Below are 15,253 nucleotides of genomic sequence, written 5' to 3' on the forward strand. Positions count from 1 at the left end.
GTGCTGCCGCGCCCCGTGCCGTCGTTCTGGGATGCCCACTTCCCGTCGACGTCGGCTGATCTGCCATGCACGCGCTCGGCGGCCCTCGCGTGACCATCGCCGCGCGTCGGTGCCGTCACCACCGCACGCGGAGCCGGGACGCGTAATCTGCACCGGTGGACATCAACCCGTACGACACTCGCCAGCGGATCCTGCAGGCGCAGGACCAGGTGCAGGTCCAGCGGGAGGTCGCGCCGGACGCCGAGCTCGCCGGATGCCCCGGCTGTCCGTACTTCTGGACGTGCCCGGTGCCGCATCGCGGCGAGGAGGTGCGGCCGCCCCGGGAGATCCACCTCGAGGACGTCACCGAGGAGATCGGAGAGCGCCGTCCCTTCCGTCCGCACGACGAGTCCGACATCGGCTGGACCGACGTCTGGATCGAGGACGACGAGGACGGAGCCGCACACCCGACGGAGGACGCACCGACGACCTCATCGGAGGACGAGAAAGCGGACGTCGAAGGGGCGCACGACGAGGGTGCGGCGGAGTCGGCGGACTCAGGGTACTCGGCTGACTCAGCGGACACAGCGGATGCTCCGAGCGCGCCGGATCACGGACCGACGTCGCGCCGCCGCTGGTGGCAGCGTCGTTCGCGGCGAGCCTGAGTCACCACGGGATCCGCGCAGCGCCTCGGGCCACCGCCTCGGGGCCACCGCCACGAGCTCAGCGATGCGGACTCACCGCGACGGGCGCAATGCCGTGCGGACTCATCGCCGCGAGCTCAGCGACGCGGACTCACCGCCCCGCACTCACCGCCGCCGAGGCTTCCGGTGGAGGCCCTTCGGCGGCGCGAGCGGACGCTGCGGCAGGCTGCGCACCGGTCCGTAGCGGCCCTCCTTCTCGGCCTCGGCGGAGCGCTGGTGCCGACCCTGGGGTCCGCCATCGCGCGGTGAACTGGTCACGCCGATCCAGCTGAGGTCGTCGGCCGCGCCGCCCGGCACCCCGTCAGCCGGGCTAGCTCCGTAGTCAGCATCGCTGTCGACCCTGCTGTCCGCACCTCTGTCGCCAGCACCGACCTCACCGTCGGCCCCGCGACCGCCGCGCGCGCCCGCACCCGCACCCGGCGTGCTGCGGCGGCGGGTGACGCGGCGGATCCTGCGGACCGCGCCGTCGGGCGAGCCGACCTCGACGAGCTCTCTGCTCGCCGACAGCGCGAGCAGGGCGAAGGGGAGGAAGCAGCCGATCACGAGTGCGGCGCCGCCGGAGGCGTCGGCCGGCATGAGGGCGAGCGCCCCGGTCAGGATGCCGATCGGCACCGCCCAGAACCAGACGCCGGGGCGGCGCAGGGCGACGGCGATGACGCCCACCAGCAGCACGGCCACGACGCGCAGGGGCGACTCGACGAGCAGTCGCAGGCCGGGGGTCCCGTCGAGGACCGAGGCGACCGCGCCGGGCGCACCGTCGTCCGCGGTGCCCGGGAGGTTCTGGCGGCCGTGGGCGAAGGGGTCGAAGGTGCTGGAGACCTCCAGCAGGATGCCGTCGGCCGCGAGTCCGGGATGGTTCTGGGCGAGGTGCCACCAGATGTCCGGGAGCCGCTCCGCCTGGGCCGCGCTGACATCGTCGTTCTCCGCCTCGAGCAGTCTCGCGGGCGCTCCGGGCGAGTAGCGGTCGCGCAGGGCTTCGACGTCGAAGATCTTCGCGAGCGCGTCGGCGTCCTCCGCGGACAGCGCATCGGGGTCCTCGCGCAGGGCGAGGGCGATGCTCTGCGCCTGCAGCCCGTGCTGGGCGACCGGGTCCTCCGTGCCCAGCATCCCCTGGGAGGCGCCCAGGCGCGTGCCCACGAGGACCACGAGCAGCGGCACGACGAGAGCGACCAGCGCCACCCGCCATGCCTCCCGGCCGCGGCGCATGATCACCGTCATCACCAGCAGCACGATCACCAGGGGCACCGCAAGCGCGGAGCAGCTGAGCAGCAGCAGGGCGGCGAGCGCCCATTCGAGCACGCGTCCGCCGTGGATCGGCTCGCGCGAGTGGACGTGGTCGATGACGAGCGCGAGGAACCAGCACAGGGAGGCCGCCCCGAGCGCGGCGGGTGAGAGCGACAGGGACCAGAGCGCGATCGGGACGCCGCCGATCACGAGCACCGCGAGCGCGAGGGCGCACAGGCCGTCGCTGCGCACCCAGCGCCCGAGCAGCGCCGCCGCGCGGCCGAGGGCCGCGAGCACGAGGGCCAGCTGGACCAGGACCAGGACGCCGAGGCCCGCCCCGATGCCGCCGGTGAGGAGTCGGCCGATCGCGAGCACGCACTCGAAGGCGATGATGACGAGCGGACTGCGGTGGCCGGACATGCCCTCGCCGCGCAGCGATCCGCCCTGGAGGTCGGCGTCCGCCCAGGCCCCGCCCCCGCCGAGCACCTCGCCCAACAGGATGGGCGACCAGATCACGAGCAGCAGCAGAGCGAGGCGCCACCAGCTGCCCAGCAGCCAGCGCGCGGCCCGTGCGATCCGGGAGGGCCGTCGCCGGGAGGTCCCTGCGGCCAGCTCGCCGGCGCGCTCCTCGGCCCGGGCGAGCGTGAAGCGCAGCAGGCCGCCGACGACGGTGAGCAGGGCGGCGTACATGACCGCGGTGTAGATCAGCAGGCCCACGACGAGCTTCGTGTGGGCGTCGAAGGCGCTCAGGAACAGCAGGTGCTCGCCCTGGTCGTCGAAGGGATGGCGCGCGATCCAGCCCATCGTCGCGCACAGCGTGAGGGCGCAGACCACCAGGATCGGGACGGCGACGGCGCCGAACTTCTGGACACCTCGCAGTGCGCGCTCCACTTCGGCCACTCCCCTCGTCCGTGCCTGCGGACCATTGTCCAGGAACGCAGGCCACGAGCGGGGAGGACACGGCCGTCGTCCCGCGGAAGTCGCGCCGACCGCGCCCCACTTGTCCCGTTCTGCGCCGCTTCTGCGCGGCCACTGCGCCGCTTCTGCCCCACTCCTGCGGGGCCGCTCCGTGCCCCACGTCGCATCCCGTCCGCTCGTCGGTCAACGTCGGGCGTCGGTCCGATGAACTTCGTATGAAGCTTCCCGCGCTCCGGGGCGCTGTCCTGGTGCGTCGCGCGGGGACGGCACGATCTCTCCCAGGACGCCGAGGCCGCCGGGGCTATTCTCACGACGGCGGGTCGCGGATGGCCGGCCCGGTGGTGGCACGGCGTCCCGCGCAGGGACGCCGCACCCGGCCTCGTGGGGGATCGCGAGCCGGGTCGGGGCAGGGCCCCGTGCCTCACGGGCCCGCCCATCCGCACCGCGCCGGTGCCTCTGCTCCTTCCGTGCGGCCGCACCTGCCCTCTGTTCCCGTCGCCGGAGGTTCGCCACCGTGTCATCACCCGCTGCCGCGCGCTCCGCGGAGATCACGCTCCCTCCCACCGCGCTGCGACGCTCGCGCGAGACCGGAGCCGAGCGCGCGGCCGGCACGAAGGCGGAGGACGGCACTGAGGGGCGGGCCGGCGCTGAGGCCAGGACCACGGCTGCGACCGGGACCGGGGCCGACGTCAGGTCGGGCTCGGCCGCCGGGGCCTCCCGCTTGTGGTGGGCGCTCGCGGGGGCCGCCGTCGTGCTCTGCATCGTCCTGCACGTGGTGGTCGCGCAGAGCGCCGTGGCGCCGCGCACCCCATGGGACGAGATCCATCCTCTGCAGATCGCGCGGATGCTCTCCGGCGATCACGACGTCCCCAAGCTCTCCGGGAGCGGCTACTACCCGGGGTGGGCGATCCTCATGACGCCCATCTGGTGGTTCACGCACGACCCGGCGACGGTGTACCGCGCGGCGATCATCCTGGGCAACGTCATCGGCGTCGCGACGATCCTCCCGCTGGCCCTCGCGGGCCGCCATCTGGGGATGAGCACGCCGCAGGCGATCGCGGTCGCGGGCCTGGCCATGTGCATGCCCGGACGGATCGAGCCCGCGGACTACGCGATGAGCGAGCCGCTGCTCATGTTCTGCTACGCCTGGGCGGCGCTGGGCATGCTCGTGCTCTGGAAGCGGCCGACGTGGTGGCGCCTGGCGCTCTTCGTCGGCGCGATCGCCGCCGCCTACCTCACGCACACGCGCGCTCTCGCGCTCGTGCTCACGGCCGTGGTGTGGCTGCTCTTCTTCACTCGCCGCAGCGTCGCGAAGGCGCTCGTGGGCGTGCTCGCGCTGGTCGCGTCCTGGTGGATCGTGGACCGGATCGCCTCGGCCATCAACCACCGCATGCTGCTGACCGGCAGCAGCAAGACAGACCTGGCCATGCAGGCGATCCTCCATGCCCAGCCCGAGGCGCTCGCGAAGCTCCTGGCGGGCCAGAGCTGGGCGCAGGTCGTGGGCACCGCCGGACTGTTCGCCCTGGGGTTCGTCGTGATCGTGGTGTGGACGCTGCGGGAGCTGCGCACCGTGCGTCTGGGACCGGGGGCGTTCCTGTTCGGTCTCACCCTGAGCACCGTCGGCATGAGCGTGGTGTGGTGGTACCAGCCCGAGGCGCTGTGGGGGAAGAGCTTCCACGGCCTCGAGGCCTGGCTCTATTCGCGCTACATCGATCAGGTCGCGGCCCTGGTCGTGATGGTGGCCGCGGCCGCGCTGCTGCGCCGGGTGAGCGCCCCGATGATCGGCATCGCCCTGGTGGTGTTCGTGCTGGGGGCCGCGGCCGTGGTGCTGAAGGTCGCCCCGCACGTGCCCATGTGGTACGGGCTGGGGACGAACACGGCGGCCGTGAACAGCTGGCAGGGCATGTTCCCCGAGTACCCTTTCCATCGTCCGCTGACGCCCACGCTCGACAACGCGAACCGCTTCTGGATATGGGCTTCGCTGGCGACGGCGATCGCCCTGGCCGCGCTGTTCGTGCTGCGGCGCTTCCCGCGCACTGCCGTGGCGCTGCTGCTCGTCGGGGCCGCCGCGATGTCCCTGAACGCGAACCAGGATCAGCAACGGCGCGTGCCGGCCAAGGTGGGTGCGAGCCTCGAGAGGGCGGACGCCGCGAGCGGGGACACGGGCCCGCTGCCGGTGGACGTCGACCTCTCGTGTGCGAGCTCCGGCTTGAACAGGGCCGAGATCCTCAACTGGTCGGGCTTCTGGTTCTCGCCGCGCACCGTGAGCATCGCCGATCCGCCGAAGGGCCTGCCCTTCACGACCGAGCTCGTCATCTCCTGCAAGAACGGGTCGACGATGAAGGACCTGGGCGCCCGACCGGTCACCGGCGGTTCGAGCTACGGCTACCGGCTCTGGGTGCTCCCCGGCTCACTCCAGGACCAGCTCGCCCGGGAGGGCGCCCTGGCGACATGACGGCCGGGCCCGTCGGCCCGGCCGGCCCGGCCGACCCGTCGGCCAGACCTGCCGATCGCCCGACCGTCCCCTCTCCCGACCAGTGACCGCGGCCACGCGACCGTGAGACGATCTCCCGGAATGCCCGACCTGACCGGCCCCACGACCCGCTCGCCGGACCCCGCCAGACAAGGACACCGCTTATGCGCAGCACCCTCTTCGACGCCTCGAACCAGGAGAAGCAGACCCAGGAGCGCTGGGTCCTGCAGTCCTCCAAGATGCTGCGCTGCGCTCTGCAGCCGCAGTCCCCCGAGATCATCGCCGCCCAGGGCGTGATGGTCGCCTACCAGGGACAGATGGACTTCTCGTACCAGGGCTCGGGCGGCGGCATGAAGCTGCTGAAGAAGATGACCACGGGCGAAGGAGGGAACCTCATGCGCGTGCGCGGCCAGGGCGAGGTGTTCTTCGCCCGTCGGGCCGACGAGATCTTCCTGATCCAGCTCGAGGGCGATGCGCTCACCCTGAACACGCGCAACCTGCTGGCCTTCGACTCCTCGATCCAGTGGGACATCCGGGGCACGGGCGGTGCGGGCTTCATGGCCGGCGGCCTGTTCAATCTGTTCCTGCAGGGCCAGGGCCTGGTCGCCGTGACCTCCGACGGCCCGCCCATGCTGCTGGACTGCTCGCAGCAACCCACCTACGTGGACCCGCAGGCGGCGGTCTGCTGGTCGGCGAACCTCACCCCGCAGATCAAGAACGACTTCAAGATGGGCTCGCTCATCGGCCGCGGCTCCGGCGAATCCTTCCAGCTGGGCTTCCACGGCCCGGGCTTCGTCGTGGTCCAGCCCTCCGAGGGCGCTCCGGTCACGACCGCTTCCTGATTCCGGGCCGGGGCTCGGCTGGCTTCCGGGCTCACTGGCGGCTGGGCGGCTGGGGCCGGCGCGGGCGGCGAGCGGGCGGCGGTCGGCAGCTGGCCCAAGCGACCGACGGCCCGCGGCACGCCCTCTTCGGTCAGGTTCCGTGCTGAGATTCGGCGAATCCGGCACGGATCCTGCCCATTCAACGCCGGTCCGCCGCCCAACCACCCGCCGTCAGCACAACCACCCGCACCACAGCGCGACCCTCCCTTCCCTCCTGCGCACCGCCCGCGCTAGTGTGTGACCCACACTTTGTTTCAAGGAGGAAATATGTCGTTCACCCTGGGCATCGTGGGCATCGGCCAGTTCGGCACCCACTTCGCCGAGCTCTTCAGCGCCCACCCCGACATCTCCGCGGTCTATGCCGTGGACTCGGTGCCCGAGCGCATCGACGCGATCGAGCAGCGCGAGCAGAACCCCGTGCACTTCGCCGGACGCTTCTCGAGCGTCGAGGAGCTGCTGGCCTCCGACGTCGACGCGGTCGCGATCTTCACCCAGCGCTGGACGCACGGGAAGATCGCGATCCAGGCGCTGCAGGCCGGCAAGCACGTGTACTCGGCGGTGCCCATGGCGATCGAGGAGGAGGAGATCCGCGAGATCACCCGCCTCGTCCAGGAGACGGGCCTGGTCTACATGATGGGCGAGACCAGCCAGTACAACGCCGCCGTGGTGCTGGCCCGTCGGATCGAGCGCTCGGGCGCCTTCGGCGAGGTCTTCTACGCCGAGGGAGACTACGTCCACGACATGGACCTGGGCTTCTACGACGCCTACAAGTACTCCGGCGGCGACGCCTGGAAGTCGACCGCCTCCTACCCGCCCCTGCTCTACCCCACGCACTCGATCGGCGGGATCCTGGGCGTGCTCGAGGACCGCCACGCGGTCTCGGTCTCGGCGCTCGGTCGGCCCGACACCCGCGGCGACGGCGTCTTCGACAAGGACGTCTCGATGTTCGACAACGACGTCTCCAACGCCTTCGCGCTGTTCGAGATGGACAACGGCGGAGCCTTCCGCACCAACGAGCTGCGCCGCGTGGGCTACCCCAGCCACAAGCGCGAGTCCCGCTTCCGCTTCTTCGGCGAGGCCAGCAGCTTCGAGGAGACCGTGGACGTCACCTACTGGCACGACAAGAAGTCGGTCCTCGAGGTCACCGACCTCATCAGCACCTCGTCGACCATGAGCCTGGACGACCCCCGCCTGAAGGATGTCTCCCCCACCCTGCGCGACGCCTTCGTCGCCGGCGCAGCCCGCTCCCACCACCAGGAGCGCCTGCCCGCGGAGTTCCAGGGCAAGCCCAACGGCCACGAGGGCGCCCACCACTTCCTGGTCGACGACTTCGCGCGTGCGGTGACGAACGGGAAGCAGCCGATGGTCAACGCCTGGCAGGCGGCCCGCTATACCCTGCCCGGGATCATCGCCCATCAGTCGATGCGTGAGGGAGGCGCCCGTCTCCCGATCCACGACCTCGGCGACTGCCCGCTGCCGGTCCAGGATCTCGACGCCGACCAGCCCGCTCTCGACGAGGCCGGCATCCAGGCGCTGCTCGCGGAGGTCTGATCCGGGCGGGGCCGACGGGCCCGTCGGCCGTCGGCCCCGACCCGTCGGCCGGCCCGTCGGCTCGCCGCTCGCCGGCTGCTCTCGCCGGCCGGCCCGTCGCCCCGGTGCGTCGGCCCTGACTGTCGGCCCCGCCCGTCCGGCCGACGCCCGCCCCAGCGGCCCGGAGCGTGATCCCGCTTGCTCCGGGCCGCCGGGGTCTGCAGGTCAGTGATTTTCGCGTATAGGCTGGTGCGTAAATCGAGACCAACGGCGACGCCGCTCTCGCCGGACGCGTGCAGCGCCCGCGGGCGCTCGCCCCGGGAACCCGAGGTGCGATGACCACGAACCAGCCTTCCGCCCAGCCCCTGCGACTCGCCGTGATCGGCTCCGGTCCCGCGGGCGTGTACGCCGCCGAGACGCTGCTGCGCTCCCCGCAGGTGAAGTCCGGCGAGCTCGAGGTCCAGTGCGACCTCTTCGACGCGCTGCCGACGCCCTTCGGGCTGATCCGCTACGGCGTCGCCCCCGACCACCCGCGCATCAAGGGCATCATCACCGCCCTGCACCGCATCCTGGACCGCGGGGACATCCGCTTCCTGGGCGACGTCGAGTTCGGCACCGACCTCACCGCCGCCGAGCTGCGCGAGCGCTACGACGCGGTGATCTTCGCGACCGGCGCCCTCAAGGACGCCGAGCTGAACATCCCCGGCATCGACCTCGAGGGCTCCTACGGCGCCGCCGACTTCGTGGCCTGGTACGACGGCAACCCCGACTACCCGCGCACCTGGCCCTTGGAGGCCGAGCAGGTCGCCATGATCGGCAACGGCAACGTGGCGCTGGACGCGGCCCGCATGCTCGCGAAGTCGGCCGACGAGCTGCTGCGCACCGAGATCCCGGAGAACGTTTACGAGGGCCTGACCTCCGCGCGCACCACCGATGTGCACGTGTTCGGCCGCCGCGGGCCCGCGCAGTCGAAGTTCACGCCGCTGGAGACCCGCGAGCTCGCCCACCCCCACGGCGTGCAGATCGTCATGGACCCGGCCGACTTCGCGATGATCACCCCCGAGGAGCGCGAGGCCATCCGCGCCGACCGCCGCCGCGAGCAGGTCTACGCGACGTTCGAGGGCTGGCTGCATGCGCAGCAGGAGCGCGAGGCGAAGGGCGAGGAGCCCACGGACGCCCACGGCGGTCCCGTGCAGCGTCGCCTGCACCTGCACTTCTGGCACAAGCCCGTCGAGGTGCTCGGCGAGGACGGCCGCGTCGCCGGCATGCGCTTCGAGCGCACCCGCCTGGACGCCGACGGCACCATGGAGGGCACCGGCGAGTTCGTCGACTACGACCTCCAGGCCGTCTACCGCGCGATCGGCTACTTCGGCTCCGAGCTGCCCGGCGTCCCGTACGACGAGTCCCGCGGCGTCATCCACAACGAGGCCGGCCGCGTCACCGAGGCCGACGGCGAGGTCATCCCCGGACTCTTCGCCAACGGCTGGATCAAGCGCGGTCCCGTCGGCCTCATCGGCGCCACGAAGTCCGACGCCGCGGAGACTGTCGCAAGCCTGCTCGAGGACCTCGAGGCCGGCCGCATCCCCAGCGCCTCGGACCGCGATCCCTACTCGATCCTGCGCCTGCTCGAGGACAAGGGCGTGGAGTTCACGACCTGGCAGGGCTGGACCGCCCTCGAAGAGCACGAGATCGGCCTCGGCGCAGCGGTCCAGGACAGCGAGGGCAATCCGCGCCCGCGCGTGAAGGTGGTGCCGCGCGAGGAGATGGTGCGCGTGGCCCGCGAGGGTCAGCGCGCGCACGAGAGCGCCTCGGCCGACGCCTGAGGGCGGCACCTGGCGGCGGTGCCTGAGGGCGGTGCAGCCGAGGACATCGAAGCCGGGCCCCCAGGCCCAGGTCCCAGACCTCAGGCCCCAGCCCACGCAGCGCGCCCCGGGAATCCCGGGGTGCGCTGCCGTCTCTGACGGACCTCACAGCTCCTCGACAGCCACCGAACGACCCAGCGCCCTATAGTGGAATGGTCATTTCACTACAGGGTGGTCTTCGCCGAACCCCGGACGTCGCATCGCGTCGTCGCACCGGAGCTCCCCGCGCCGTCGCCACCCACCGTTCCAGGAGGTCCGCCATGCGCGCCGTCACCCATCAGTCCTTCGGAGAGCCCACCGACGTCCTCGACGTCACCGAGGTCGCCGAGCCCTCACCCGGTCCCGGCGAGGTGCTCGTGCGGATGGTGCTGAGCCCCATCCACAACCATGACCTGTGGACCGTGCGCGGCACCTACGGCGTGAAGCCGGAGCTGCCCGCGCGCGCCGGCACCGAGGCCGTCGGCGTCGTCGAGCAGCTCGGCGAGGGCGTCACCCAGCTGGTCACCGGTCAGCGCGTGGTCGCGACCTCACAGCTCGGCGTGTGGGCGGAGCGCTTCACGGCGCCCGCCGCGTCACTCATCCCCGTACCGGAGAACCTCGCCGACGAGGTCGCCGCGCAGCTCGCGGCGATGCCGTTCAGCGCGATCTCGCTGCTGGAGCGCCTGGACCTCGAGCCCGGACAGACCCTCGTGCAGAACGCCGCCAACGGCGCCGTCGGCCGCCTGGTCGCACAGTTCGCTCGCGCCCGCGGCATCAACGTCGTGGGCCTCGTGCGCCGCTCCGCCGGGGTCGAGGAGCTCGCGGCCCAGGGCATCACGGGCGTCGTCGCGACCGACGAGGACGGCTGGGAGGACCGCGCCCGCGCTCTCATCGGCGACTCCACCGCTCCTGTCGGCATCGACTCGGTGGGCGGGGAGGCCGCGGGCCAGGTGCTCTCGCTGCTGGCCGACGGCGGACGCCTCGTCGTCTTCGGCGCGATGGCCGCCCCGGTCATGTCGATCCCCTCGGGCCCGGTGATCTTCCGCGACCTGCACATCGAGGGCTTCTGGGGCGCCCAGGTCTCCAAGGACATGCCGGCCGACCAGCGGGCCGAGCTGTTCGGCGAGATCATCACCCGCCTGCTCGACGGCTCCGTGACCCTGCCGGTCGCCGCGACCTACTCCCTCGAGGACGTGCGCGATGCAGCGGCCGCGAACTTCGACGTCGGCCGCGTCGGCAAGGTGCTGCTGCGTCCCTGATCCCGCTCGGCGCGCGTCGGCATGGTCGGCGGCCCGAGCATCGGCTCGGCGCGCAGACGCCCGCGCGCCGAGCCGCCCCACGCACAGGAGCCCGCCGGGAGGATTCTCCCGGCGGGCTCTCGTCATGGGCGACGTGGATCAGTCGTCGGCGACGGTGACGTTCACGGGGATGTTCCCGCGGGTCGCGTTGGAGTACGGGCACACCTGGTGCGCGGCGTCGGCGAGCGACTGCGCGGCGTCGTGGTCGAGCTCGGGGATGACGACCTCGAGGTCGACGGCGAGGGCGAAGCCGCCCTCGTCGTTGCTGCCGATGCTCACGCGGGCGCCGACGCTCGAGCCGTCGATCGCGACCTTCTGCTGGCGGGCCACGGCCTGCAGCGCCGAGTGGTAGCAGGCGGCGTAGCCGGCGGCGAAGAGCTGCTCGGGGTTGGCGCCCTTCCCGGAGCCGCCCATGGCCGTCGGGACGGCCATGTCGAAGGCGAGGTCCGATCCTGAGACCTCGACGTGCCCGTCGCGGCCGGCGCCGGTGGCGAGCGCTTCGGTGGAGTAGAGGGGCTTCATGGTGGATTCCTTCCGTCGGGTGCTGCGGTGGACCTGCGGGGTCGGACGGCCGGGGTGCGACCTCAGCCGGCCGACGCGAGCAGGGGTGTGCGGGCCGCTTCGAGGGAGCTGCGCGCGGCGCTCCGGTCGATGCGGCTCATGACCAGGGCCGCGATGAGCGCGGAGACGCTGGTCTCGGTGAGGCGCTCGCGCTCGGCGGCGGAGGCCTCGGGGAAGCGGGCGGCGACGCCGGCGCCGAAGGCGCGCACGAGCTCGGCCCGGTAGGAGGCGATGACGTCGCGCACGGCCTCCTCGCGGCCGATGCCCGCGCAGGCGGAGTTCACGAGCAGGCAGCCGTCGGGCAGGGAAGTCTGCTCCCCCTTCCCGTCGTCCCCGATCTCCTCGCCCAGCAGCCGGGCGGCGGAGCCGAGGTAGTCGGCGAGGGCATGGGGGCTGGGGTGCTCGGTGAGCAGCGGGGCCAGGCCCGGGCGGACGACCTCGTCGAGGTAGTTCGCGATCGCGGCCTCGAAGAGCCCGCGCTTGGAGCCGAACGCGTGGTAGATGCTTGACGCGTTCAGGCCCGTGGCCTGCTGGATCGCGCTCATGGAGGCGCTCTCGTAGCCCTCACGCCAGAAGAGCGAGCGCGCGGCGCGCACGACCTCGACGGTCTCGAAGGTGGCGGTGCGTCCCATCGGCAGGCTCCTTCCCTGATCGGTCCCCGGCGGCGCCATCCGGCCGCGCCCTGCAGCGGCGGCAGACGCGTGCGCCCTGCGACATCCACCTGTCCGGCGGAGCCGCGTGACGCCCGCCCTTCCGGCGGCGCCGCCGTCAGTCTATAGTGGAGCGAGCGCTACAGAAAAGCCTCGCTGGTCACTCCTCACATCACTCGTCACAGGTCGCCTTTCACCCCACCCCTCCGGAGGTCCCCATGCTCGTCGTCGGTCTCGTCCTCGCAGTGCTCGCGGCGCTGCTGCACGTGTTCATCTTCTGGCTCGAGTCGCTCGCCTGGGGCAGCGAGCGCGCCCAGGGCGTCTTCGGCCAGCAGACCGAGCAGGAGGTCGCGGCGACCCGTCTGTTCGCCTTCAACCAGGGCTTCTACAACCTGTTCCTGGGCGTGCTCGCGCTGCTCGGCGTGCTCCTGACCGCCCTCGGTGCGCACTCCGTGGGCCCGGCCCTGGCGCTCGCGGGAACCGGCTCGATGCTGGGCGCGGCCCTCGTGCTGGGCCTCGCCTCCCCCGCGCATCGCGGCGCGGCCGTGCGCCAGGGGGCGCTGCCGCTGCTCGCGGTGCTCGTCCTCGTGCTCGCACTCGCGATCTGAGCGCCGCGGGCACGACGGGCGGGCGGCCGGAGCATCCGGGGACCCCGCGGCATCCGCCGCATCCGCGGCACCCCGGGCCGACGCCTCAGAAGACGGGCCGTCCCCCGGTCACGCCGAGCACGGTGCCCGAGACGTACGAGGCCTCGGCCGGGCTCGCGAGGAACACGTAGGCCCCCGCGCACTCGGCGGGCTGGCCCGCGCGGCCCAGCGGGGTGTTGCCGCCGAAGGCCGTGTAGTCCTCGCTCGCACGGGTGGCGACGTTGAGCGGGGTCCAGATCGGCCCCGGCGCCACGGCGTTCACGCGGATCCCCTTGCCGCCCAGGTCGCCGGCGAGGTTCACCGTGAGGTTGTTGATCGCGGACTTCGTCGCGGCATAGTCCATGAGCGGCACGGAGGGGTCGTAGGACTGGATCGACGTGGTGTTGATGATCGAGGAGCCCTCCCGCAGGTGCGGCACGGCCTCCTGGGTGATCCAGAACATCGACTCGAGGTTCGTGGCCAGCGTGCGGTGCAGGCGCTCCGAATCGATGCCCTCGATGCCGCGCGGCTCCGCACGGCCCCACTGGAACGCGGCGTTGTTCACGAGCACGTCGAGCCGTCCGAGCTCTTCGACGGTGCGCGTGACGAGCGAGCGGGCGTGGGCCTCCTCGCGGATGTCACCGGGAAGCAGCAGGGCCCGTCGGCCCGCGTCCTGGACCCAGCGGGCGGTCTCCTCCGCGTCCTCCTGCTCGGCGTCCATGTAGGAGAGCGCGACATCGGCCCCCTCGCGCGCGAAGGCGATCGCGACCGCGCGGCCGATGCCGGAGTCTCCCCCGGTGATCAGCGCGACCAGCCCGTCGAGCCGGCCGTGGCCGACGTAGGACTGCTCGCCGTGGTCCGGCACGGGCTCCATCGGGGCCGTGAGGCCGGGAGGGTCCTGGTCCTGCGCGGGGAACGAGGGCTCGCCGTCCTTCGTGCCGAGCTCGCGGGCGCGGGCGGTGACGGGACCGATGTCCTCGGCGCCGTTGCCGTGAGTGTCCTCTCGAGCGTGGGTCTCCGGGTCTGTGGCGGGCATGGATCATTCCTTCCGTGGACAGTCCCCCAGCGTATGCCGGGAGACGGAGTTCGTGAAGGGGTGGTGGTGGCGTTCCGGTGGCGGCCCGGGGCGCCCCCGGGCCGCCACGCATGACCGGCCGCGCCAGCCGGCCCTAGCGCCGGATCGAGGCCAGGTGGTCGGCGATGCGGTCGACGGCGTCGGCGAGCAGGCCGACGTCCGGCAGGGTCACCAGGCGGAAGTGGTCGGACACGGGATAGTTGAAGCCTGTCCCCTGCGTGACCAGCAGCTTCTTGGAGCGCAGCAGGTCCATGGCGAACTGCTCGTCGCTGTCGATGCGGTACATCTCGGTGTCGATGCGCGGGAACATGTAGAGCGCGCCCTGGGCCTTGACGACGGAGACGCCCGGGATCTCGCTGAGCCCCTCGTAGGCCACGTCGCGCTGGTCGCGCAGGCGCCCGCCAGGCAGCAGCAGCTCGTCGACCGACTGGTAGCCGCCGAGCGCCGTCGCCACCACGTGCTGGGCGGGGACGTTGGGGCACAGGCGCATGTTCGAGAGCACGTCGAGGCCCTCGATGAAGTTCTCGGCGTCGTCCTTCGGCCCGTACAGCGCCATCCAGCCGGCGCGGAATCCGGCCACCCGGTAGGCCTTCGAGAGGCCGTTGAAGGTGATGGTGAGCAGATCCGGGGCGAGCGCGGCGACGTGGGTGTGGACGGCGTCGTCGTAGAGGATCTTGTCGTAGATCTCGTCGGCCAGGATCAGCAGGTCGTGCTTGCGCGCGACCTCGACGATCTCCTTCAGCACGTGTTCGGGGTAGACCGAGCCGGTGGGGTTGTTGGGATTGATGACGACGATCGCCTTGGTGCGCTCGGTGACCTTGTCGGCCAGGTCCGAGACGTCGGGCCACCAGTTCTGCTCCTCGTCGCAGCGGTAGTGCACGGCATTCCCGCCCGCGAGCGAGACCGAGGCGGTCCACAGCGGGTAGTCAGGAGTGGGCACGAGTACCTCGTCGCCGTCGTCCACGAGCGCCTGGCAGGTCATCTGGATCAGCTCGCTGACCCCGTTGCCCAGGTAGATGTCGTCGAGCTCCATCCCGGGCATGCCCTTGGTCTGGTAGTACTGCGCGACCGCCCGACGTGCGGAGACGATCCCCTTGGAGTCCGAGTACCCCTGCGCGGTGGGCAGGGTGCGGATCATGTCGACGAGGATCTCGTCGGGCGCCTCGAAGCCGAACGGGGCCGGGTTGCCGATGTTCAGCTTGATGATCTTGTGGCCCTCTGCCTCCATGCGCGCTGCCTCTGCGGGGATCGGCCCGCGGATCTCGTAGCAGACGTCGCGCAGCTTGGAGGACTGGGTGAGGATCATCGTTCGACTCCTAGGGCCCGGGGCCCGGTTCGCGGCCGACGGGACGGCCGCAGCCCCGCGGGCGCGAGGCTGCGGCCAGGGTATCCCCGGGCCAGGGGGCAGCGGCATGCGCGTCTCGTGCTGCGTCACCGCCGCCTCGTCCCCCTCCCTCCAGGCGGACCGCACGGCACGCCGCACCGCCCGCGCC

Annotated in this window: 12 protein-coding genes; 7 read left to right on the plus strand and 5 right to left on the minus strand. The window is 72.1% G+C overall.

The window, feature by feature from the left end:
• Positions 1–155 precede the first annotated feature (155 nt).
• On the plus strand, positions 156–644 hold the full coding sequence (locus I8D64_RS05090; protein WP_200501427.1) for a hypothetical protein: 489 nt from the start codon (positions 156–158) through the stop codon (positions 642–644).
• Between the two features lie 144 nt (positions 645–788).
• Here I8D64_RS05090 and I8D64_RS05095 read toward each other — a convergent pair whose 3' ends face one another.
• Positions 789–2,798: a DUF6020 family protein gene (locus I8D64_RS05095; RefSeq protein ID WP_200501428.1), complete on the minus strand. Its 2,010-nt coding sequence runs from the start codon at positions 2,796–2,798 to the stop codon at positions 789–791.
• Between the two features lie 541 nt (positions 2,799–3,339).
• On the opposite strand from I8D64_RS05095, the gene I8D64_RS05100 reads away from it, so the two are divergent.
• The 5 genes from I8D64_RS05100 (at position 3,340) to I8D64_RS05120 (ending at position 10,809) form a co-directional block, all read left to right on the plus strand.
• Positions 3,340–5,280 (plus strand): hypothetical protein, encoded by a 1,941-nt coding sequence (locus I8D64_RS05100; protein ID WP_200501429.1) that lies wholly within the window; start codon positions 3,340–3,342, stop codon positions 5,278–5,280.
• Between the two features lie 182 nt (positions 5,281–5,462).
• A complete protein-coding gene (locus I8D64_RS05105) occupies positions 5,463–6,140 on the plus strand; it encodes an AIM24 family protein (protein WP_200501430.1) in 678 nt (225 codons plus the stop codon).
• Positions 6,141–6,446: 306 nt separating this feature from the next.
• A complete protein-coding gene (locus tag I8D64_RS05110) occupies positions 6,447–7,730 on the plus strand; it encodes a Gfo/Idh/MocA family protein (RefSeq protein ID WP_200501431.1) in 1,284 nt (427 codons plus the stop codon).
• A 314-nt stretch (positions 7,731–8,044) separates the two neighbouring features.
• Positions 8,045–9,532 carry an FAD-dependent oxidoreductase gene (locus I8D64_RS05115; protein ID WP_200501432.1) on the plus strand — a complete coding sequence of 496 codons (1,488 nt, stop codon included), beginning with the start codon at positions 8,045–8,047 and terminating at the stop codon, positions 9,530–9,532.
• Positions 9,533–9,831: 299 nt separating this feature from the next.
• Complete coding sequence (locus I8D64_RS05120; protein WP_200501433.1) at positions 9,832–10,809, plus strand: zinc-binding dehydrogenase; 978 nt, start codon at positions 9,832–9,834, stop codon at positions 10,807–10,809.
• 138 nt (positions 10,810–10,947) lie between these two features.
• Here the strand turns inward: I8D64_RS05120 and I8D64_RS05125 are convergent, their stop codons facing one another.
• Positions 10,948–11,370: an organic hydroperoxide resistance protein gene (locus I8D64_RS05125; RefSeq protein WP_200501434.1), complete on the minus strand. Its 423-nt coding sequence runs from the start codon at positions 11,368–11,370 to the stop codon at positions 10,948–10,950.
• Between the two features lie 62 nt (positions 11,371–11,432).
• On the minus strand, positions 11,433–12,041 hold the full coding sequence (locus tag I8D64_RS05130) for a TetR/AcrR family transcriptional regulator (protein ID WP_200501435.1): 609 nt from the start codon (positions 12,039–12,041) through the stop codon (positions 11,433–11,435).
• Positions 12,042–12,277: 236 nt separating this feature from the next.
• Here I8D64_RS05130 and I8D64_RS05135 point away from each other — a divergent pair, with 236 nt between their 5' ends.
• Positions 12,278–12,667 carry a DUF1304 family protein gene (locus tag I8D64_RS05135; RefSeq protein WP_200501436.1) on the plus strand — a complete coding sequence of 130 codons (390 nt, stop codon included), beginning with the start codon at positions 12,278–12,280 and terminating at the stop codon, positions 12,665–12,667.
• Positions 12,668–12,752: 85 nt separating this feature from the next.
• Here I8D64_RS05135 and I8D64_RS05140 read toward each other — a convergent pair whose 3' ends face one another.
• Both I8D64_RS05140 and I8D64_RS05145 read right to left on the minus strand, forming a co-directional pair.
• On the minus strand, positions 12,753–13,721 hold the full coding sequence (locus I8D64_RS05140; RefSeq protein WP_200501437.1) for an SDR family oxidoreductase: 969 nt from the start codon (positions 13,719–13,721) through the stop codon (positions 12,753–12,755).
• Between the two features lie 133 nt (positions 13,722–13,854).
• On the minus strand, positions 13,855–15,066 hold the full coding sequence (locus I8D64_RS05145) for a pyridoxal phosphate-dependent aminotransferase (RefSeq protein WP_200501438.1): 1,212 nt from the start codon (positions 15,064–15,066) through the stop codon (positions 13,855–13,857).
• Positions 15,067–15,253: the final 187 nt, after the last annotated feature.

Origin of the sequence: Brachybacterium halotolerans, assembly GCF_016623465.1 — a bacterium.
Lineage (GTDB): Bacteria > Actinomycetota > Actinomycetes > Actinomycetales > Dermabacteraceae > Brachybacterium > Brachybacterium halotolerans.

Excerpts from the sequence above, each read along its gene's own strand:
- I8D64_RS05135 (WP_200501436.1), top strand. The coding sequence starts at position 12,278 with ATGCTCGTCGTCGGTCTCGTCCTCGCAGTGCTCGCGGCGCTGCTGCAC.
- I8D64_RS05145 (WP_200501438.1), bottom strand. The coding sequence starts at position 15,066 with ATGATCCTCACCCAGTCCTCCAAGCTGCGCGACGTCTGCTACGAGATC.
- I8D64_RS05110 (WP_200501431.1), top strand. The coding sequence starts at position 6,447 with ATGTCGTTCACCCTGGGCATCGTGGGCATCGGCCAGTTCGGCACCCAC.
- I8D64_RS05130 (WP_200501435.1), bottom strand. The coding sequence starts at position 12,041 with ATGGGACGCACCGCCACCTTCGAGACCGTCGAGGTCGTGCGCGCCGCG.
- I8D64_RS05115 (WP_200501432.1), top strand. The coding sequence starts at position 8,045 with ATGACCACGAACCAGCCTTCCGCCCAGCCCCTGCGACTCGCCGTGATC.
- I8D64_RS05120 (WP_200501433.1), top strand. The coding sequence starts at position 9,832 with ATGCGCGCCGTCACCCATCAGTCCTTCGGAGAGCCCACCGACGTCCTC.
- I8D64_RS05140 (WP_200501437.1), bottom strand. The coding sequence starts at position 13,721 with ATGCCCGCCACAGACCCGGAGACCCACGCTCGAGAGGACACTCACGGC.
- I8D64_RS05125 (WP_200501434.1), bottom strand. The coding sequence starts at position 11,370 with ATGAAGCCCCTCTACTCCACCGAAGCGCTCGCCACCGGCGCCGGCCGC.
- I8D64_RS05105 (WP_200501430.1), top strand. The coding sequence starts at position 5,463 with ATGCGCAGCACCCTCTTCGACGCCTCGAACCAGGAGAAGCAGACCCAG.